The organism is Burkholderia sp. WP42, from assembly GCF_000745665.1.
Classification (GTDB): Bacteria; Pseudomonadota; Gammaproteobacteria; order Burkholderiales; family Burkholderiaceae; genus Burkholderia; species Burkholderia vietnamiensis.
In genome coordinates this window covers 334,698-353,937 of sequence record NZ_KN050723.1, presented here as the reverse complement: position 1 = coordinate 353,937, position 19,240 = coordinate 334,698, and the positions used below count along the sequence as shown (strand labels likewise).

22 protein-coding genes are annotated in these 19,240 nt (G+C 70.1%); 12 read left to right on the top strand and 10 right to left on the bottom strand.

What is annotated here, in order from left to right; translation table 11 throughout:
• Nucleotides 1–120: 120 nt before the first annotated feature.
• Nucleotides 121–540 (top strand): organic hydroperoxide resistance protein, encoded by a 420-nt coding sequence (locus tag EX20_RS24140; RefSeq protein ID WP_034194988.1) that lies wholly within the window; start codon nt 121–123, stop codon nt 538–540.
• A gap of 111 nt (nt 541–651) precedes the next feature.
• Here the strand turns inward: EX20_RS24140 and EX20_RS31340 are convergent, their stop codons facing one another.
• Complete coding sequence (locus EX20_RS31340; protein ID WP_011881571.1) at nt 652–828, bottom strand: DUF3563 family protein; 177 nt, start codon at nt 826–828, stop codon at nt 652–654.
• An 81-nt stretch (nt 829–909) separates the two neighbouring features.
• A complete protein-coding gene (locus EX20_RS24135) occupies nt 910–2,019 on the bottom strand; it encodes an extracellular catalytic domain type 1 short-chain-length polyhydroxyalkanoate depolymerase (protein ID WP_034194987.1) in 1,110 nt (369 codons plus the stop codon).
• A 248-nt stretch (nt 2,020–2,267) separates the two neighbouring features.
• Here EX20_RS24135 and EX20_RS24130 point away from each other — a divergent pair, with 248 nt between their 5' ends.
• From EX20_RS24130 to EX20_RS24115, 4 genes are all read left to right on the top strand, one after another.
• Complete coding sequence (locus EX20_RS24130; protein WP_014724646.1) at nt 2,268–2,963, top strand: phosphatase PAP2 family protein; 696 nt, start codon at nt 2,268–2,270, stop codon at nt 2,961–2,963.
• A 138-nt stretch (nt 2,964–3,101) separates the two neighbouring features.
• Nucleotides 3,102–3,899, top strand: coding sequence for a molybdate ABC transporter substrate-binding protein (modA, locus tag EX20_RS24125; protein ID WP_034194986.1), 798 nt, complete (start codon nt 3,102–3,104; stop codon nt 3,897–3,899).
• A 10-nt stretch (nt 3,900–3,909) separates the two neighbouring features.
• The gene (gene modB, locus EX20_RS24120; protein WP_034195058.1) at nt 3,910–4,587 is read left to right on the top strand and encodes a molybdate ABC transporter permease subunit; all 678 of its coding nucleotides are present in this window, start codon (nt 3,910–3,912) and stop codon (nt 4,585–4,587) included.
• A gap of 82 nt (nt 4,588–4,669) precedes the next feature.
• A complete protein-coding gene (locus EX20_RS24115) occupies nt 4,670–5,371 on the top strand; it encodes an ATP-binding cassette domain-containing protein (RefSeq protein ID WP_034194985.1) in 702 nt (233 codons plus the stop codon).
• 241 nt (nt 5,372–5,612) lie between these two features.
• Here the strand turns inward: EX20_RS24115 and EX20_RS31335 are convergent, their stop codons facing one another.
• From EX20_RS31335 to EX20_RS24100, 4 genes are all read right to left on the bottom strand, one after another.
• Entirely contained in the window at nt 5,613–5,753 is a 141-nt protein-coding gene (locus EX20_RS31335; protein ID WP_081054335.1) for a TOBE domain-containing protein, read from the bottom strand.
• Nucleotides 5,754–5,769: 16 nt separating this feature from the next.
• On the bottom strand, nt 5,770–6,621 hold the full coding sequence (locus EX20_RS24110) for a TOBE domain-containing protein (protein ID WP_034194984.1): 852 nt from the start codon (nt 6,619–6,621) through the stop codon (nt 5,770–5,772).
• A 65-nt stretch (nt 6,622–6,686) separates the two neighbouring features.
• Entirely contained in the window at nt 6,687–8,348 is a 1,662-nt protein-coding gene (locus EX20_RS24105; protein WP_034194983.1) for a CHAD domain-containing protein, read from the bottom strand.
• Nucleotides 8,349–8,472: 124 nt separating this feature from the next.
• Nucleotides 8,473–8,856: a tautomerase family protein gene (locus EX20_RS24100; RefSeq protein WP_034194982.1), complete on the bottom strand. Its 384-nt coding sequence runs from the start codon at nt 8,854–8,856 to the stop codon at nt 8,473–8,475.
• Between the two features lie 110 nt (nt 8,857–8,966).
• Here EX20_RS24100 and EX20_RS24095 point away from each other — a divergent pair, with 110 nt between their 5' ends.
• The 5 genes from EX20_RS24095 to EX20_RS24075 all read left to right on the top strand — a co-directional run bounded on the left by EX20_RS24095 (nt 8,967) and on the right by EX20_RS24075 (nt 13,663).
• A complete protein-coding gene (locus tag EX20_RS24095; RefSeq protein ID WP_034194981.1) occupies nt 8,967–9,824 on the top strand; it encodes a LysR family transcriptional regulator in 858 nt (285 codons plus the stop codon).
• A gap of 41 nt (nt 9,825–9,865) precedes the next feature.
• The gene (locus EX20_RS24090; protein ID WP_014724636.1) at nt 9,866–10,789 is read left to right on the top strand and encodes a DMT family transporter; all 924 of its coding nucleotides are present in this window, start codon (nt 9,866–9,868) and stop codon (nt 10,787–10,789) included.
• A gap of 67 nt (nt 10,790–10,856) precedes the next feature.
• Entirely contained in the window at nt 10,857–11,636 is a 780-nt protein-coding gene (locus EX20_RS24085) for a sensor histidine kinase (RefSeq protein ID WP_034195057.1), read from the top strand.
• Between the two features lie 76 nt (nt 11,637–11,712).
• On the top strand, nt 11,713–13,056 hold the full coding sequence (locus EX20_RS24080) for a hemolysin family protein (RefSeq protein ID WP_011881559.1): 1,344 nt from the start codon (nt 11,713–11,715) through the stop codon (nt 13,054–13,056).
• Between the two features lie 22 nt (nt 13,057–13,078).
• Nucleotides 13,079–13,663, top strand: a complete 585-nt coding sequence (locus EX20_RS24075; RefSeq protein WP_034194980.1) for a thiamine phosphate synthase — start codon at nt 13,079–13,081, stop codon at nt 13,661–13,663.
• Between the two features lie 24 nt (nt 13,664–13,687).
• Here EX20_RS24075 and EX20_RS24070 read toward each other — a convergent pair whose 3' ends face one another.
• Nucleotides 13,688–15,340 carry a DUF3459 domain-containing protein gene (locus EX20_RS24070; RefSeq protein WP_034195056.1) on the bottom strand — a complete coding sequence of 551 codons (1,653 nt, stop codon included), beginning with the start codon at nt 15,338–15,340 and terminating at the stop codon, nt 13,688–13,690.
• A 302-nt stretch (nt 15,341–15,642) separates the two neighbouring features.
• Between EX20_RS24070 and EX20_RS24065 the strand changes: the two genes are divergently transcribed.
• On the top strand, nt 15,643–16,353 hold the full coding sequence (locus tag EX20_RS24065) for a class I SAM-dependent methyltransferase (protein WP_034194979.1): 711 nt from the start codon (nt 15,643–15,645) through the stop codon (nt 16,351–16,353).
• A gap of 9 nt (nt 16,354–16,362) precedes the next feature.
• Here the strand turns inward: EX20_RS24065 and EX20_RS24060 are convergent, their stop codons facing one another.
• Nucleotides 16,363–17,016: a DUF1345 domain-containing protein gene (locus tag EX20_RS24060; protein ID WP_014724630.1), complete on the bottom strand. Its 654-nt coding sequence runs from the start codon at nt 17,014–17,016 to the stop codon at nt 16,363–16,365.
• Between the two features lie 136 nt (nt 17,017–17,152).
• On the opposite strand from EX20_RS24060, the gene EX20_RS24055 reads away from it, so the two are divergent.
• On the top strand, nt 17,153–17,878 hold the full coding sequence (locus EX20_RS24055) for a metallophosphoesterase (RefSeq protein WP_034194978.1): 726 nt from the start codon (nt 17,153–17,155) through the stop codon (nt 17,876–17,878).
• A gap of 34 nt (nt 17,879–17,912) precedes the next feature.
• On the opposite strand, the gene EX20_RS24050 is transcribed toward EX20_RS24055, so the two are convergent.
• Together EX20_RS24050 and EX20_RS24045 are read right to left on the bottom strand one after the other, a co-directional pair.
• A complete protein-coding gene (locus EX20_RS24050; protein WP_034194977.1) occupies nt 17,913–18,608 on the bottom strand; it encodes an RES family NAD+ phosphorylase in 696 nt (231 codons plus the stop codon).
• Nucleotides 18,609–18,610: 2 nt separating this feature from the next.
• Entirely contained in the window at nt 18,611–19,039 is a 429-nt protein-coding gene (locus EX20_RS24045; protein WP_034194976.1) for an MbcA/ParS/Xre antitoxin family protein, read from the bottom strand.
• Nucleotides 19,040–19,240: the final 201 nt, after the last annotated feature.

Here is a 19,240-nt window from a genome sequence, read left to right as displayed (position 1 = left end):
CCCGACCGTGTCGCCGAAATTAATTTGCACACTAATCATTTGTGTTCTATATTGATCGGGTGGCTGGCGGCAGCATGTCGCCGGTCCGCTCTCCTCACTTCTACCGACAGGAGTTGCACGATGAACGTTCTATACAAGACGGGCGCCACGAGTACCGGCGGCCGCGACGGCCGCGCCGTTTCGGCCGACAACAAGCTGGACGTGAAGCTGGCCGCACCGCGCGAGCTGGGCGGCACGGGCGCGGAAGGCACGAATCCGGAACAGCTGTTCGCGGCAGGCTACTCCGCATGTTTCCTGAGCGCGATGAAGTTCGTCGCCGGCCAGAACAAGCAGACGCTGCCGGCCGACACGCAAGTGACCGCCGAAGTGGGGATCGGCCCGAACGATGCGGGCGGCTTCGGCCTCGACATCGAACTGCGCGTGTCGCTGCCGGGCCTCGACAAGGCCGACGCGCAAGCGCTCATCGACAAGGCGCACCACGTGTGCCCGTACTCGAACGCAACCCGCAACAACGTGCCGGTGCGTCTCACGGTCATCTGACGCAGCGCGCCGCAGCGGATGCAAAAAGGGCGTGTGCGGCCCGATGGCCGCACACGCCCTTCTTCGCGTGGTTCTCCGTGCCGGCGGCGACGCCGGCACGCGTCGCGCCGCTTAGCGGGCGCCGATCGAGAACGGACGGTTCATCGCCGCTTCGCGATCGATCTTGCGCATACGGAATTCGAGGTCGTAAATGTCGGTCGCTTCCGCCAGGTATGCGTCGGCGCGCTCTTTCGCGGCCCGGTCGGCGTTCTTGGTCAGCATCAGGAAGAGGTGGCTCAGCAGGTACATGTTCGATCTCGCTATCGGAAAGGTCTTTGACTAGGGTTTTCCCGTATTATAGGGAAAACCCTAGTTCCTTGCCAGCATCGATCACACCACCCGTCGTTCCGTCGCCACAGTGCGGCGATTGCTTTCGAAAAACGACCAGATCATCGCGCTCGCGTCGGGACCAACGGCCGCGTGAAACGGCACCGCTTCGTCGCCGCCGGCCCATGCATGATCGAGCCCTTTCACGTGACACAGGCGCACGACCGGCACGCCTTCCCGTCGCACCTCGGTGATTTGCGCGCCGGCCGACCGCGTTTCCACGCGCTCGCCGCCGCGCAGCGCGCCGCGGCTGTCCGCCAGCCCGTTCAGACGCATGAACTGGACGGCCAGCTGATCGGCATTCTTCGGCGCGACGACGTGATCTCCATCGCCCTGAACGATCAGCGCCGGCATGCCCGGATACGCGCCGGCATCGACGAGCGCATCGACCGCCGCGGCCGGGTTCTGCCGCAGGCCGCGGCGCATCACGTCCATTGCGCTGATCCCGGAATTGGCTTCGCCGAGCGCCGGCCCGGAGTGCAGCGCGACCGCCGCGAAGCGCTCCGGATGGTGCAGCGCCAGCAACGTCGCGAGGCCGGCACCGGCCGACAGGCCGGCCACGTATACGCGCGAGGCGTTGAAGCCGTGCTCGTCGACGACGGCATCGACCAGCGACGCGACGGCATCGGCTTCGCCGCGGCCCGCCCGGTCGGTATCCTCATACCAGTGCCAGCAACCGTGCGCATGGGCGCGCATCGACTGCTCCGGATACAGCACGGCGAACCCGTGCTGATCGGCCAGCAGATTCATCCGCGTGCCTTGCGCGAATTCGTCGGCCGATTGCTGGCAGCCGTGCAGCATCACGACGAGCGGCATCGGACCGCGCCGGCGGCCCTGCGGCACGTACAGCGCGTACGCAAGCTGCTGGACCAGCCGGCCGAGCGCGGGCGCCATCGGATGCTCGCCGCGCGTCCATTCGCCGGTTGCCCATGCCGCCGCGCGCGGACGCACGCGCGACTCGCGCACCGGCGACAGCTCGGCCGCAATGGGCGCCGCGGCGGCCTCCAGCGTTTCACGTGCGATCCGCTGCGCATCGCGCGCAGCGCGCTGCGCAGCCGGAGACAGCATGCGTTTCATGCCGCCCAGCCATACCTTCGTCAGACTTTTGGTCATCGATCGAGCTCGCATTCAGTAAAAAAGGGCACGACGCAGGAGCGCATCGTTTAAGTTTGTGCAATGCACCATAACACTGTTCATGAGATTTTTCCTGCGCCGCGGTAGTTCCATCGACCGGCGAAAAACGGGCCTCGATCAGGCGCGGCGCTATACTGGGGTTTGGCCGCACGTATCCGTTGTAGTCGTTCTGCCCGGCTCGCGCGTTGATTCAAGCATTCGTCCCGCCTCAGCTCGTTCCCTTCCCGATGTTCGACCTGCCCGCTCACTTGTGGATCACGATCACCGCGTTCGGTGGCGCCGGCCTGACGTTGCCGCTCGCGATCACGATCGCCGTATGGCTCGCGCTCGGCTACTCGTGGCAGCGCTCGGCCGCGTGGCTCGGCGTGCTCGCGGGCGCGATCGGCGTCGTCGCGCTGACCAAGATCGCATTCCTCGGCTGGGGTATCGGCATCCGCGCGTGGGATTTCACCGGGTTCAGCGGCCATGCAATGCTGTCGACGTCGGTCTATCCGGTCGCAATGTTCCTCGCGCTGATCCGCATGCGCACCGCCGTGCGGATCGCCGGCGTCGCGCTCGGCCTCGCGGCCGGCATTGCGGTCGGCGTGTCGCGCGTCGCGCTCGCCGCGCATTCGCCGTCCGAAGCCATCACGGGCTGCATCGTCGGCGCGCTCGCCGCGCTGGCGTTCATCGCGGGCTCGTGGCACGCCGTGCCGCATCGCTGGTCGGTGCCGGCCGTGGTCGCCAGCCTCGCGCTCGTAACCGTTGCGCTGCACGGCATCACGGTGCCGTCGCACCGCTGGGTCACGCGCGTCGCGCTCGAGCTGTCGGGGCACGAGCGGCCGTTCGTGCGCGCACGCTGGAAGGCCAATCCGAACTATCGGCCGGCGTCGCAGCCGTCCACGCTGCACCGCACCGCCGCGTCGGCGCCGCTGCACGCCTGAGTCCGCACGCAGCCGTCGTTCCAGCGCCTTTTTCCACGTTCCGTCCCGTCATGCGCAGCGCCGCATCTGCAGTATGCCGAGCGTTATAACCGGCGCTATATTACGATTACGGTTTTCGACCGTTCAGACGACCCGACCATGCGCCCGACCGCCCGCCCGCTTCGCCGTACCCTGCTCCGCCTGCTGCCGTGCGCCGCGCTCGGCGTCGCCATCGCGTTCAGCGCGCCGGCCCGCGCCGCCGACGAGCTCGTCGTGTCGGCCGCGGCCAGCCTGACGAACGCGTTCAAGGCGGTCGGCGACGCCTACCAGAAGCAGCACCCCGAAACCAGAGTGCTGTTCAACTTCGGCGCGTCGGACGTGCTGATGCAGCAGATCGCCAAGGGCGCGCCGGCCGACGTGTTCGCGTCGGCCGATCAGAAGGCGATGGATCGCGCGGTCGGCGAAAAGGTCATCGTGCCCGGCACGCGCCGCGATTTCGCCGCGAACTCGCTCGTGCTGATCGTGCCGGCCGACAGCCGCACGCCGGCACCGACCACGCTCAAAGATCTGAGTGGGCCCGGCGTGAAGCGCATCGCGTACGGCGACCCGGCGTCGGTGCCGGTCGGCCGCTACACCGAAGGCGCGCTGCGTGCGGCGGGCGTATGGGACGCCGTCAGCGCGAAGGGCGTACTGGCCGCCAACGTGCGCCAGAGTCTCGACTACGTCGCGCGCGGTGAAGTCGATGCCGGCTTCGTGTTCGGCACCGACGCGGCGATCATGCCCGGTCGCGTGAAGGTCGCGCTGACCGTGCCGACGCAGACGCCCATCACCTATCCGATCGCGGTCGTCAAGGACAGCCGCCATGCCGCGCAGGCGCAGTCGTTCATCGATTTCGTCGTGTCGCCGCAGGGGCAGGCCGTGCTGTCGACGTTCGGCTTCAAGCCCGCGGGCAAGTGAGCGCCGCATGATGCAGGACGCGTGGGTGCCGCTGCTGTTGTCGCTGAAAGTGGCCGGCTGGGCGACGGCGCTCGACATCGTCCTCGGCGTCGCGGCTGCCTTCATGCTCGCCCGCTGGCGCTCGCCGCTGCGGGATCTGCTCGATTCGCTGCTGACGCTGCCGCTGGTGCTGCCGCCGACGGTGCTCGGCTATTACCTGCTCGTGCTGCTCGGCCGGCGCGGCTGGCTCGGCGCCTGGCTCGACCGGCTCGGCATCGAGCTGGTGTTCACGTGGCGGGGCGCGGTGATCGCGTCGATGGTCGTGGCCTTTCCGCTCATTCTGAAATCGGCGCGCGCCGCGTTCGAGGGTGTCGATCCGCATCTCGAACGCGCGGCGCGCACGCTCGGGCTCGGCGAAGCCGCGGTGTTCTTCCGCGTGACGCTGCCGCTCGCCGCGCGCGGCATTCTGGCCGGCGCACTGCTCGCGTTCGCGCGCGCACTGGGCGAATTCGGCGCGACGCTGATGATCGCCGGCAACCTGCCCGGCCGCACGCAGACGCTGTCGGTCGCGATCTATGCGGCGGTGCAGGCCGGCGACGACGGCACGGCCAACTTCCTGGTGATCGTGACGTCGATCACCTGCGTGCTCGTACTGCTCGCAGCCGGCTGGCTCGTGCCCGCGCGCGCGGCCCGGAGCGAACCGACATGACACGCACGCCGCATCCGCATCGCAGTACGGCGCCGCGCGCGACGGGCGCTCGAACGGCTACGCGTGCGCGACGGAGGCTTGCATGAGCCTCGCCGTGGCTATCCGCAAGACCTACGCGAACACGGAGCGCCGCTTCACGCTCGACGTGTCGTTCACGGCCGATACGCAGCGCGTCGTGCTGTTCGGGCCTTCGGGCGCCGGCAAGAGCATGACGCTGCAGGCGATCGCCGGCTTGCTCGCGCCCGACGAAGGCACGATCACGCTGAACGGCGAAGCGCTGTTCGACGCCGCGCGCGGCATCGACGTGCCGACCCGCGCGCGCCGCGTCGCCTATCTGTTCCAGGACTACGCGCTGTTCCCGCATCTGAACGTGCGTCAGAACATCGCGTTCGGGCTCACCGGCGGGCTGCGCAACCCGCGCGCGAACGCGGTGCCGCCGGAAGTCGCGTACTGGCTGCACGCGTTCGAGCTCGACGCGCTAGCCGGGCAGTTTCCGGCGCAGCTGTCGGGCGGGCAGAAACAGCGCGTCGCGCTCGCGCGCGCGCTGGTCTCGCAGCCGCGCATCCTGCTGCTCGACGAGCCGTTCGCCGCGCTCGACCGCACGATGCGTCAGCGCATGCGTCACGAGCTGGCCGAGCTACAGGCGCGGCTCGATATCCCGATGGTGCTGATTTCGCACGATCCCGACGACGTCGCCGCCTTCGGCGATCAGGTCGTGCAACTCAGCGACGGGCGCGTGCAGGCCGCGACGCCGCCCGCGGCGTGGCCATCGCGCGTGACGTGAGCATGCCGACGCACGAGCGCGCGAGGCGCGGTGTGCGCGCGACCGGAGTCGCAGCGGCGGCATGAGGCGCAATGCTACGAACGCGCGAGCGCAGCGCGCATGTGGCGGGTGAGCGGCGCGGCTGCTATCGCACGGTTAGTCTGTAACGCCGCCGGCGATCGCGCGCCGCCCGAAGTCGAGGCGCAACGCGCCGACACTCTCGTTCGCGATCACGGCAGTGAGCGTGCCGCCGCCATCCCGCTCAGCCCGTCACCGCCAGAATCACGCTCGATGCCTTGAACAGCGCGATCGCGCGCCGTCCGGCCTCGAGCCGCAACGCGCCGGCACTGTCGTTCGTGATCACGGCGGCGAGCATGCCGCCGCCGTCGAGCGCAAGCGTCACCTCGCCGCCATCCCGCTCAGCCCGTCACCGCCAGAATCACGCTCGACGCCTTGAACAGCGCGATCGCGCGCCGCCCGGCCTCGAGCTGCAACGCGCCGACACTCTCGTTCGTGATCACGGCGGTGAGCGTGCCGCCGCCGTCGAGCGCAAGCGTCACCTCGCTGTTGACCGCGCCCGCCGCGATGGTGTCGACGGTACCGTGCAGCTGGTTGCGCGCCGATATTTTCGAGATGGCGCCAGCCTCGCGATCTGCGTCGTCGTCGACGGCCAACACGACCCACGACGCCTTCACGAGCGCACAGGCATCGGCGCCCGGCCGCAACGCGAGCGCATCGGCGCTTTCGTGCGTGAGCACGGCGACGATCGTCTGGCCGCCCGGCAGCGCGAGCGTCACCTCGTCGTTCACCGTGCCGCGCACGATCGCCGCGACCTTGCCGAACAGCTGATTGCGCGCGCTCGTCTTCATCCCGATCCGCCCGATCAGCGCCCAGTCGACGTCGAAACCGGACACCGCCGCGCTGGCGGCCTCGATGAAGCGCCGATGCTCGCGCTCGATGGTGCGGTACGCGGCGATCAGCGATGCGGCACGCGGCGTCAGTGTCGTGCCGCCGCCGCCCTTGCCGCCGGTCGAACGCGTGACGAGCGGCTCGCCGGCCAGGTTGTTCATCGTGTCGATCGCATCCCAGGCGGCCTTGTAGCTGAGCCCGACGGCCTTCGCCGCGCGCGTGATCGAGCCGGTTTCGCCGATCGCCGCGAGCAGCGCGATGCGGTTCGCGCCGCCGAGCGTCTGCGGCCCGGCGCGCAGCCAAAGTTCGCCGCCCAGTGCGAGCGGTTCGGCGGAGGAAGAAGGAGGCGACGCGTCGGTCATCGGTCTGTCGGAAGAATACGGGCGGCCATTATAGGAACGCGAATAGGGACGCGGGCGCGCGCCGCTCAGCGCGCCCGGCCGTCGAGCTTCGGCGCGCGCAGGCTGGCGAGCAGCGTCTCGGCGTCGGCCGCCGCGCGCCGTTCGAGCGCGGCGCCGTAACCGCGCACGAAGCCCAGCTGGTAGGCGGGCGCGCCCAGCTGCTCGAGATGACGCAGCGCGCCGATCATGTCGTTCGCGTCGCCCAGCACGCTCTGCACGCGCGCGAGCGTCTTCACCGTTTCGTTGCGCGTGCGGCGCGACGCGAGCGACGCGAAGAATTCGAGCGCATAGCGCAGCCGCTTCGCGTCGATCCGCACGCGATGCCGCGCAGCCGTATCGAGCGAGCCGAGCGACGGCACCGCGTAGAGGTGACCGAACAGCCGCCGCACGCGCTTGGTCGCGTGACGCCGCAGCGACGGCGCATCGTCGTCGGCGTCCGGCGGCAGCGCGAGCGTGCCGAGCCATTCGAGCCAGCCGAGCGTCAGCCGCGCATAGCGCGCCGAATGCAGCGCCTGACGCAGCTCGGCACGCGCGCTGCGCGCGTGCGCGCGCGACGCGTCGAGCGTGCCGTCCCAGTCGGCGCCGCCGCCATCGGCCGCGGCCAGCGCAGGCAGCGTTTCGGTCGAAAACACGTCCCAGTCGCGCACCGTGCCGAGCAGCGCGGCAAGCCAGCGCAGGTCCGCGCCGAAGGCGTCCTTCCAGCGCTCGTCCGCGAAGCGCGGAAACAGCCGCGCGAGCGTACGCAAACGCCGCAACGCGACGCGCATTTGATGGACGAATTCGGGATCGTCGCGTTCGAGCACGCCGCTCTCGTTGCCGAGCCATTGCGCGGCGATGTCGCCGCACAACGCGAACAGCGCGGCGCGCTGCGTACGCAGGCCGGTCAGGTCGACCGATTGCGCCTTGACCGGCCCGGCGATCGCCGGCTCGCCGGCGCAGGTGCGGTCGATCACGCTCGCCAGTTGCACGAAGGCGGGCCACGCGCCGCTCAGTTCGCGCGCCGCCGCGAACAGCGCATGCAGCGCCGCGGTGCGCGCGGCAGGCGTTTCCCAGTCGGGCGCCGCGAGGCGCAACTCGACGTGGCGGCGCGGCGGCGCGCCGCCGTCGTCGGCGCCGTGCAGCGTCACGTCGTCGAGCGTCATCTCGACCACCACGCCGCTGTCGTCGGCCCAGCGCCCGCGACGGCGTTCGCTGACGAGCCGCAGCGGGCCGGCCCCGGACGCGGCGGCGCGCGCCGCTTCGTCGACGGCGGTGGCCGTCGCGCCGTCGTCTGCGGCGCCCGGCTGGGCGTCATTCTCCGCATCCGCTTCCGCTTCCGCATCTGCCGGCCGCGCGTCGGCGCACTGCGCGGCGACGGCAATCCCCGCATGCTCCGCGTCGAACAGCTCGCGCTCGACGACGCCCGGCGCGAACGGCCTCGTGCGCGACGCGACGACCCGCGGCCCGTGCGCCGTCGACTCGACCCACGTGCACCAGCGCCCGCCGGCGTCCGGCTCGGCCTCGTCGATCCGGCACGGCTCGATCGTCACGCGCTCGTGGCCGCGACGCATCCGCACTTGCGGGCAGATTCGCCACGCGCGCACCAGCTCCGCGCCGAAGTCGCGCGATCCGCCGCGGACGCGGCTTGCGGCCTTCACCGGCCAGCTTTCCAGCGACAAGGACAACACGATTTCCAGCACACGCGACATGGAAGCTCCTGCACATGAAAAACCGCCGGCGCATCGTGCGCCGGCGTCGTCCGTGAAGCAGCTTCCATAGTACACGGCACGAACGGGCGCGGACGACGATCCGGTCCCGCCGCGATGCCGCAGGTCAAACGACGTATTGCGCGATGCCGTTGCCGAACGACCAGTCCTCCTTCAGCACTTCGACCAGGCTGATGAATACGTCCTGCGGGCGCACGCCGGGCTGCTGCGCGAGGTTCGCGACGATGGTCCGATACAGCGCCTGCTTCTGTTCGAGCGTGCGCGTGTTGTTGGCGGTGATCTGGATCATGACCAGGTCGTCGCTGCGCTCGATGTCGAGATAGCGGCGGCCGAACACGAAGTTCTCCGCCGCGTGCTCGGTCACGACCATGAAGATGTCGTCCTCGGGCACGTTGAACGTGTGCATCAGCGCGCGATGCACGCCGTCGACGAGCGCCGCGCGATATGCGGCCGGTTTGCCTTCGCGCAACGCGATACGGGTGAATGGCATGGTCCTGCTCCTTTCGATGACGTTGAACAAGCGAAAACGCCACGTCAGGTTAGGGGCCGCGAACTATAATGAACAGTCATTTCCGAATATTTCATCCATTTACACTTGAAATGAAAGTTCTCGACCTTGATGCAGTGCGTGCGTTCGTGCTGGTGGCCGATCTCGCGAGCTTCACGCGCGCCGCGGACGCGCTCGGCACCACCCAATCGGCCGTCAGCCTGAAGCTGAAACGGCTCGAAGCGCACCTCGGCAAGCCGCTGCTCGCGCGCACGCCGCGCGTCGTGAAGCTCGCGCCCGACGGCGAGAATTTCCTGCCGGCCGCGCGCACGCTGCTCGATGCGCACGAACGGGCGCTCGGCGCGATTTCGGCGGGTACGCATCGGCTGTCGCTGGGCGTCAGCGAGCACGTGGCCGTGCCCGACCTGCCGGCCGTGCTGACGAGCCTGCACCGGCAAGATCCCGGGTTGATGCTGGAAATGCACCTGGGGACGTCGACGAGCCTGCTCGCGCAATACGACGAACGGCGACTCGACGCGGCGATCGTCCGCCATGAACCGGGGGAGGATCCGCCGCGCGACGACGCGACGCTGCTGTTCACCGAGCCGCTGTCGTGGCTCGCCGCGCCCGACTGGGCGCCGCGCGCCGGCGAGCCGCTGCCGCTCGCGGTGCTGGCCGGCCCGTGCGGCGTGCGCGCGGCCGCGCTGCGCGCGCTCGATCATGCGGGGCTGCCTTGGCGCGAGCGCTTCACGGGCGGCGGCATTGCGGCGGTCACGGCCGCGGCGGCGGCCGGGCTGGCCGTCTGCCCGCTCGCGCGGCGCGTGGCGCCGCGCACGCTGGCCGACGTCGGCGCGAAATTCGGGCTGCCGCCGCTGCCGCATTCGCAGGTGGTGCTGTATTCGCGGGTGCGCGACGCGCGCGCCGCCGTCGCGCTCCGCAGGTTTGCCGACAGCCTTGCAATCTCGGCGTAAACTAGCGGGTTTCGCCCGCCGCACGCCTCCGCCCTATTCCGATGACACCCGAAGCCCGCAAGCATGTCCGTGCCAACCTGTTGATGCTCGCAGCCGCCGCGATCTGGGGCTCCGCCTTCGTCGCGCAGCGCTTGAGCCTCGACGTGATCGGCCCGTTCCTGTTCACGGGGCTGCGGTTCCTGCTCGGCGCGCTGGTGCTGGTCCCGCTGCTCGCGCTGAACGCCGCGTCGCGCGCGCAGTGCGCGTCGATACGCCGCACGCCCGCGCAATTGCTGCCCGGCGTCGCGCTGGGCGCGCTGCTCGCGGTATCGATCTCGCTGCAGCAGGTCGGCCTGCAGTACACGCGGATCGCGAATGCGGGCTTCATCAGCTCGCTGTACGTCGTGATCGTGCCGCTGATGGGCGTGTTCGCCCGCCACCGGATCGGCACAGGCACCTGGTTCGGCGCGTTGCTGGCGGCGATCGGCCTGTACTTCCTCAGCATCGACGAGCATTTCGCGGTGCTGTACGGCGACTGGTTCCAGCTCGCCGGCGCGGTGATCATCGCCGCGCACGTGATGGCCGTCGGCCATTTCGCGAAGCGCTACGATCCGCTCGTGCTCGCGTTCCTGCAGTTCGCCACCTGCGGCGCGGCGTGCCTGGCGGTCGGGCTCGCGATCGAGCCGCTCAGCGCGGCGACGCTCGCGCACGCGCTGCCGACGCTGCTGTACGGCGGGCTGCTGTCGGTCGGCGTCGGCTATACGCTGCAGGTCGTCGCGCAGCGCGATGCGGCACCCGCGCACGCGGCCGTGATCTTCAGCATGGAAGGCGTGTTCGCGGCGATCGCCGGCTGGGCCGCGCTCGGCGAAACGCTGACGCTGCGCGCGCTGCTCGGCTGCGCGCTGATGCTGGCCGGCCTGCTCGCGTGCCAGCTGCTGCCGAACGGCGACGCGCGGAAAAAGGACGAGGACGCGCTGCCGGCATGACGCGAGCGATCCCTATAATGTGGGCTCGTATCTCGTTCATGCCAACCGCTTCCGACAGGCCCGCTCCGTGACGTCCCTTCCCGTCGAACCCGCCGCCGACCTGCTGCGCGAACGCGCAGCGCACTACGCCGCCGAGGCCGCGCTGTTCCTGCGCGACCAGGCGCTTTCGACCGCGTCGCACGATCTGCGCAGCCCGCTGAATGCGATGCACAGCTGGGCGTACGTGCTCGAGCGTCAGCTCGCCGGCGCCGATGCGAACGTGCAGCGCGCGCTCGCGGGCATCCGCACCGGGATCGAACAGCAGGTCGCGCTGCTCGACGACGTGCTCGACGCGCCGCGCGCGCAAACCCGCGCGCTGCCGATCGCGCCGCATTCGTTCGCGCTGCGCGCGTTGCTCGACGACACGCTCGAGCTGACGCGCTTCGCGCTCGCCGACGCCCGGCAGGTGAGCATCGACGCAACGCTGCCCGACGGCGAACCGACGCTGCGCGCGGACCGCGCGCGGCTCGCACAGGCGCTGTGGACGATGCTGACCACGGCCGTCGAAGCCAGCGCCGCGGGCGGCCGCGTGACGGCCGCCTGCACGCGCGACGGCGCCCAGTACGTCGTGCGCGCCGAGTGCACGGTGCATGCCGCCGCGCTCGCCGATCCGGCGCTGCCGCACGCATTCGAAGCGTTCGCGCGCCAAGAGATGCTGCGCACGCGCGACGCAAAGCGCGTCGCATGGACGCTCGCGCTGTGCCAGCGCGTCGCACTCGCTCACGGCGGCACGTTCACGCATACGCCGTTCGCCGACGGCGCGGCCGTCACCCTGACGCTGTCGATCCCCTGCGAGGCGCCGGTGTAATCGATCGGCAGCCCGACACATTACGGTTTCCTTTCCGGCCCTATACTGACGGGCCTGTCATGTCCGGAGCAATTCCTTGTTACAAATCTTCGCGCTGATCGGCGCGTTGTTGCTGGTGGCCCTGAACGGCTTTTTCGTTGCGGCCGAATTCGGCCTCGTCAAGCTGCGCGGCACGCGCGTCAAGACGCTCGCACGCAAGCACGGCCTGAGCGGGCGCATCCTCGCGATCGTGCACGGCCGGCTCGACGCGTACCTGTCGGCGTGCCAGCTCGGCATCACGCTCGCGTCGCTCGGCCTCGGCTGGGTCGGCGAGCCCGCCTTCGCCGAGTTGCTCGGCCCGCTGCTCGACCTGCTCGGCGTGCATTCCGAACGCATCGTGCATCTGATTTCCCTGGTGTTCGCATTCTCGCTGATCTCGTTCCTGCACATCGTGGTCGGCGAGCTTGCGCCGAAGTCGATGGCGATCCGGCAGCCGGAGAAGATCGGCCTGTGGGTGGCGCTGCCGCTCTACGCGTTCTACTGGGCGATGTATCCGGCGATCTGGGTGCTCAACACCAGCGCGAACGCGGTGCTGCGGCTCGCGGGGCTGTCGGCCGATCACGGCGGCGATGCGCACTATTCGACCGACGAGCTGAAGCTGATCCTGCGCAGCCGCCGCAGCGCGGCCGGCAATGCCGCGCAGCCGGCGCGCGGCGCCTACACCAACGACGAATGGAACACGCTCGCGCATTCGCTCGACTTCTCGTCGATGACGGTGTCGGACCTGATGCGTCCCGCGCACGAAATGATCGGCCTGCGGCGCGACCTGCCGCTGCCCGACAACATGGAGATCGTCGCGCGGCACCGCTTCAGCCGCTATCCGCTGTTCGAGGATGCGGCGCGCGAGCAGGTGAGCGGGCTGATCCACCTGAAGGACCTGCTGCTCGCGCGTCACGCCGGCGCGGCGCTGGAGGATCTGTCCGATTACGTGCGTCCGGTGCAGTACGTGAAGCCCGACACGCCGGCGCTCGAGCTGTTTCGCCGCTTCCGCAAGGGCGCGCCGCACTTCGCGCTGGTGGGGGACAAGGGCGCAAAGCCGATCGGCTTCCTGACGCTCGACAACCTGCTCGGCGCGCTGGTCGGCCAGATTCACGACGAGTTCCGCCAGGGCGACGCGGACTGGAGCCGCCTCGACGACGGCACGCTGATGGGCAAGGGCAGCCTGCCGGTCGTGTCGCTCGAGCAGGCGCTCGGCATCGACATCGACGAGGGCCGCGCGGAATCGGTCGGCGGCCTGGTGATCCAGGCGTTGAGCGATCTGCCGACCGAAGGCCAGCGCGTGTCGTTCGACCGCTTCGACGTCGTCGTGAAGAAGATGAACGGGCCGCGCATCGTGCTGGTGCGCGTCTATCCGAAGCTCGCGAAAGAGGCCGACGAATGACGGCCCGCGCGCGCGGCGCGCGATGAGCGTCGCGCTGCCCCGCTGCTGCGTGATCACGCCGGAGCCGGCGTCCGCGTCGGCGGCCGCTTGCCGCGCGTTGCTCGAGCGGCTGTCGGCCGTGCTCGCGCGCGGCGAGACGCTCGTGCAGCTGCGCGTCAAATCGCTCGACGCGGCCGCGTTCGCGCGTCTCGCGGCCGATGCGCTCGCGCGCTGCGATGCCGCCGGCGCGCAGCTGATGCTCAACGGCCCGATCGACGCCGCCGGCGTCATGCGGCTCGACGGCGCGGGCTGGCACCTCGACGGCGCCGCGCTGCGCGCCGTCGCGCGGCGGCCGCTGCCGCCCGCGCGCCGCGTGTCGGCCGCGTGTCATACGGCGCACGACCTCGCACTGGCCGCACGCGTCGGCGCGGATTTCGTCACGTTGTCGCCCGTGCTGCCGACGCTCAGCCATCCCGGCGCGCCGACGCTCGGCTGGAGCGCGTTCGCCGCGCTGGCCGCGCAGGCGGCGATGCCCGTCTATGCGCTCGGCGGCATGACGCGCGCGCATCTGGACGACGCACGCCGCCACGGCGCCCACGGCGTCGCCGGCATTCGGGGCTTCTGGTAGGTCGGCCGCGCGCCGCTGCGCGCGTCAGCCGTGGTTCGGCTCGGCAGGCCGCGTGCGCCATGCGCCGCGGTCGATTCGCCGTACGTCGTGCGTGAGCGCATAGCCGTTGACGTCGCCCGTCAGCCAGGCGACGAGCGAGTACGGCGGCAACTCGCCTTCATCGATGCGATCGCGCGCGCGTGCCGGCGTCTCGAACACGACGCGCCCGCACGGCGCGTCGAACGGCACCGCCTCGGGCGACAGGTTCAGCGCGATCGTCAGCGTCTCGTCGTCGGCCAGACGCCACGACGCGAGCAGCGCATCGGCTTCGCCGTCGCCGCCCGCCTTCAGCGTACGCGCGTCCTGCGGGCGGCAATCGGACAAGCGCGGCGCGATCAGCTTCGCACGCACCGCCAGCGCCGACTGCACGAAATGCGCGCGCTCGGTATCGCGCGCGGTTTCGTCGAAGATCAGCGGAATCTGCGGCGTGAGCAGCGACAGCGCGAGCGCCGCGAGGCCGGCCGCCTGCCCTTGCTCGCCGGATGCGGCGCCCTGCCACGCGCCATCGGTGAGCACCAGCGACGTCAGCGACAAGCCGTCGAGCATCGCGCCGCCGTCGGGCGTGGCCGGCTGGAACGCCGCGCCCGACGCCGTCAGCGCGCGCGCGAGCGTGTGGATCGACTGGTGCATCGAGATGCCGTCGTGAGCGACCGCGTCGCGGCACGTCAGCCGATGCAGCGCTCGTTCGCCGCAACCGTTCCACTGCGCATCGAAGTGCGTGTCGGCCAGATGCACCGGATGACGCTCGCTGCCGAGCACGAGATGGATCAGCCGGTCGGCCGGCTCCGCGGCGTGCACGCGATCGGCGATCTCGCGCAGCCAGGACGCGCCGATCCGGTCGGCTTCGCGCAGCCGCAGGCCGTCGCAGCGGTACTCGTCGAGCCAGTACAGCGCGTTGTCGCAGAAGAAGTCGCAGACGTCCGGATGGTCGAGCGCGAGCGGCGCCGCCTGCAGCGGATCGTCGCGCATATGGAAGAACGGCGCGGCGTAATGGCGCAGCGCGTCGGTGCCGCTGCCGAAGCGCGAGTAGTCGAGCTCGAGCAGCACCGCGAGGCCGTAGCCGTGCGCGTCGTCGATCAGCGCCTTCAGCGCGTGCGGGCCGCCGTCCGCCGCGAGCGGCGCGAACGGCAGGCTGTCGTGCGGCGACGCCAGCAGCTCCAGCGCCGTGATGCCGAGCCGTGCGAGCTGCGGCAGCCGGCGGCGCACGCCGTCGAAGCCGCCCGCCGCGTGCGGCCGGATCGCATAGAGCGCGATGTCCTCCCAGGGACGCCCGCGCCAGAACGTGTTGCGCCACGTGAAAGCGCGCGCATCGACGACTTCGCTCGGGCCGTTGAGCCCGTCGGGCTGCGAACGCGATGCGGGATCGGGGATCGACACGGCATCGTCGAGGCGGTAGCGATAACGTGCGCCCGCGCCGCATTCGACGAACGCTTCGAACCAGTTCGGACCGGCCGCCGTCATCGGGACGAGCGTCGGGCCGTGGCCGGTATCGAGTTCGAGCTGGACCTCGGTACTGCCCGGCGCCCACACGCGGAAATGCGTGCGCGGCGGCGCGCCATGCGCACCGCAGGGCTGCGCACCGAACGGCAGGCAGTGGATGTAGTGCTGCGCATACGGATCGTGCGAACAATCTGACATCGTGCGCTCCTCGTGCGGGCCGAGCAGCATGGCCGCATTCGACGCGGCGCATGGCGCCCGGCATGCGACGGCCAGGCAGGGGGGGATGAAAAGTATGCGCCGTTTTGGCGACTGCGACGCAATCCGAACGATCCATTTTTAATACGAATCGACCCTGAGCGAACGCGGGGCGATCGGCCCCGATGGCGGGTAGTCTGCATACCGGAATGGCCGCTGGTCTTGTTGGGCCGCGGCCCGCCCGCTTACGCTCGGGCCAACGCGCGCGGGCAGGTCGTCCGCGCCACGAACCCGAGGAATCCGCGATGTCGCTCCCCGCCAGCGCCGCAAAATTCGATCCTGCCCGCGCGCACGAATACGCCGAACAGTCGCGCATCGCGCTCGCCGGTTACGACGCGTGCCACGAACTGTCCACATGCATGCTCGCGGCGGCGATCGGCGCGCCCGATGCGCGGATCCTCATCGCAGGAGCGGGCGGCACGGGCCGCGAGATCTGCGTGACCGGTGCGCTCGAGCCGGGCTGGCAATTCACGGCCGTCGATCCGTCGGCGCCGATGCTCGCGCTCGCGCGCGCCGGCGTCGAAGCGGCCGGTTGCGGCGCGCGCACGCAGTTCGTCGAAGCCGGGGTCGACGCGCTGCCGGATGCTCCCGCGTTCGACGGCGCGACGCTGATCGGCGTCCTGCATCACGTCCCGGGCGACGCGGCGAAGGCCGCGCTGCTGGATGCGATCGCACGTCGCCTGAAGCCGGGCGCGCCGCTCGTCATCGCGGGCAACCATCGCCGTTACGCCGACCACCCTCGCCTGCTCGATGCCTGGCAGCAACGCTGGCGCATGGCCGGAGCGACACCCGACGCGGTGCGCGCGCAGCTCGCGAAGATCCTGCAAGGCGCGGACCCGCCGGCGTCCGAGGAAGCCGTGTTTGCGCTGCTGCACGACGCCGGGTTCGATGCGCCGCTGCGCTTCTTTTCGAGCCTGTTCTGGGGCGCGTGGATCGCGCTGCGGCGAGCCGCGTGAGCGCGCGCCTCAGCCCAACAACCCCGCCGCGACGTTGATCGACAGCCCGAGCACGGCCATGTTGAAGTAGAACGACAGGATCGACTGCGCGAGCGCCGAGCGGCGCGCGGCGCGGCTCGCGAGCGACACGTCGGCCGTCTGCGACGCGACCGCGAGGGTGAACGCGAAATAGAGGAAGTCCCAGTAGTCGGGCTCCGGATGGTCGTCGGGAAAGCGCAGCGCGCGGTCGGCGCACGGCGAGCCGTAATAGAGCCGCGCGTAATGCAGCGTGAAGATGGTCGGGATCAGGAACCATGCGCCGAACAGCGTCGCGCCGGTGATCGCGTAATGGCCGAGCCCGACGCGAAAGCCGACGCTCTTCGCGGTCGCAAGCTCGAACGCGATCGCGGCGATGCTCGCGACCGTCGCGATGCACACGACCGTCAGCACGGTCGTCGCATTCTCGTCCTCGCGGATCGCGATTTCGCGCACCTTGTGGTGGTGCGCCGTGATCATGCGCGCCCACATCAGCGCGAGATACAGCCACACCGCGCAGTCCCAGCCGATCAGCACGCGCGCGGCCGACCGCAGCGGAAACGGCAGCAATACGGCGCACAGCACGCCCGCGACGAAGGCGGCCACCATGCGCGGCCGGTTGCGTAATACCTGCGGATAAAGCGTCATCGTTGCATTCCGAAAGCGGATGGAAAGGGTTCGGCCGGCACGCGGCTGCCCGCTGCGCACGCGCCGGGGCGCACGGCGCCGATTATCGCCATTCCGGCACCAGGTTGCGATGGTCGCGAGCGCCTAAGATATCTGGATGACTTCCTCCCTGTGCCGCCATCCCGCCAATACGACGGGCCGCGACTTCGTCGTCGGCGATCTGCACGGCTGCGTGGACGTGCTGCGCGCGCTGCTGTACGACGTCGGCTTCGATGCGGCGCGCGACCGGCTGTTTTCGGTCGGCGATCTGGTCGACCGCGGCCCCGCGTCGGAAACCGCGCTCGAGCTGCTCGATCGTCCGTGGTGCCATGCGGTGCGCGGCAATCATGAGGAAGTGCTGAGCCTCGTCGCACGCGGCAAGCTGTCGGCCGACGCGTGGCGCGGCATCGGCGGCGACTGGGGCGCCGACTTGCCGCCGCAACTGCTGCAGGCGCATGCCGCGCGCGTCGACGCGCTGCCGCTCGTGCGCGTGATCGGCGACGGTCCCGAGCGTTTCAACGTGCTGCACGCGGAATTCTTCGGCAGCGACGACGAGCTCGACACGGGCAGCTACTCGCACGACGTGCGCGAGCGGCTGATCTGGGGGCGCGATCTGGTCCAGGGCCTCGCCGACCCGGCGTTGCAGGCCGGGCTGTCGCTGACCTGCACCGGCCACACGCCGGTGCGCGACCTGCAGCGCATCGGCGCGCAATGGTTCATCGACACGGGCGCGTTCGCGCCGTCCGGGCGGCTGACGATCGTCGAGCCGCACACCGGCCGGAGCTGGTCGCTCAGTCAGGCCGACGCACGCGCACGTCGCGCGGCCGATCTGCCGCTGCCGTGACGCCGCGGTTCCCGTGCGCACGCAGCGCGTTGCGCTAACCGACCTGATTCAGTTCGAACACCGCATCGACCGCGCTGCCGTTCCAGTTGTATTCGAGGTACGCGGCGTGATGACAGTCGCGCAGCAGCGTCGTGCGCAACGCGGCGATACATTCGCCGTCCGGGTCGCGCACCGACGGATAGACGATGCCCGCGCCGCCCGCATTGCGCACGGCGCGGCCGAGCGCCTGCCCCGCGCTGTAGTCGAGCGGATCGAGCAGCTGCGGGTGGCGCTGCGGCCAGCTGCGCACGTCGACGACGTCGCCGTGCGCATACACCGTGTAGAGCCGCATCTGCTGGCGCATCGGCGGCTCCTTCGTCGCCGCGAGGAACAGCCCGCTGTGATAGCGCGTCTCCGCGATCGCCGTCGCGCGCGAACGGCCGCAGTAGAACACGCCGTAGGTGCCGTCCGAAAACCGGCTGCCCTGCGGGTTCAGATGCGTGAACGCGGCCATGATCGGCCCCCAGCCGGGGCCATAGCGGCGTTCGGCCGGCGGCACGAGCGCCAGCGTGCCGACTTCCTGACGTATCCGGTCGTTGGTCAGCGATTCGAGCGCATACAGCGCGTCGAAGTCGTCGGCCGATGCGACGCGGTCGAACAGGTTGATCGCGGGAAAGCGGGTGGGTATCACACGATAGGCAGGCGCCCAGTCGACGACGGTCGTCGGCCAGGGTTGCACGTCGATCGGCATCGTCACGCCCAGCCACCTCGCATCGCGTCGAGGTATTGGCGCACGGCGACCAGATCGCCGACGTTGCCGGCCAGCATCCGGTCGAGCGCGCGCTTGCCGCCGAACGGCGCCGCGTCGTTGGGCCGCTTGACCCACGCGTCGGCCGCGGCCGGCTGCGGCAGCAGAATCTGCAAGGCCTTGTAGATGCCGAGCAGCAGCGATAGGCGCTCGAGCGTGTCGCGCGGCAGGCGCGCCGAGCCGGGCGACGCCTTCCACTTGAAGAACGTCGAGCGGCCGGGCGACCCGAGCAGCACGAGCTGCTCGTCGATCGTCAGCTCCCAGTCGCGCGCGATGTTGAAGAACGCACGCAGGCCGGCCGCCGACATCTGCGCAACCGAGGCCTGCGGCGGGGCGAGATCCGGATTCTGTGGGTCGAAGGCGGGCTGTGACATGATCGTTAGTCTCAAAACGAATTTACTAACAAGATTAGTCCATTTTCGCATTTATGCAAGGGTCGTCCCCTTTGCGGCGGCGCCTCTGCGCCGATCATTCCGATATTTTTTGTCCATTCTGGACTGATATTTTATTTTCTGCGTTAATGGGTGGGCGGACAGTCGGCGGCATGCGATGCGGCCATGCACCCACCGCGCCGT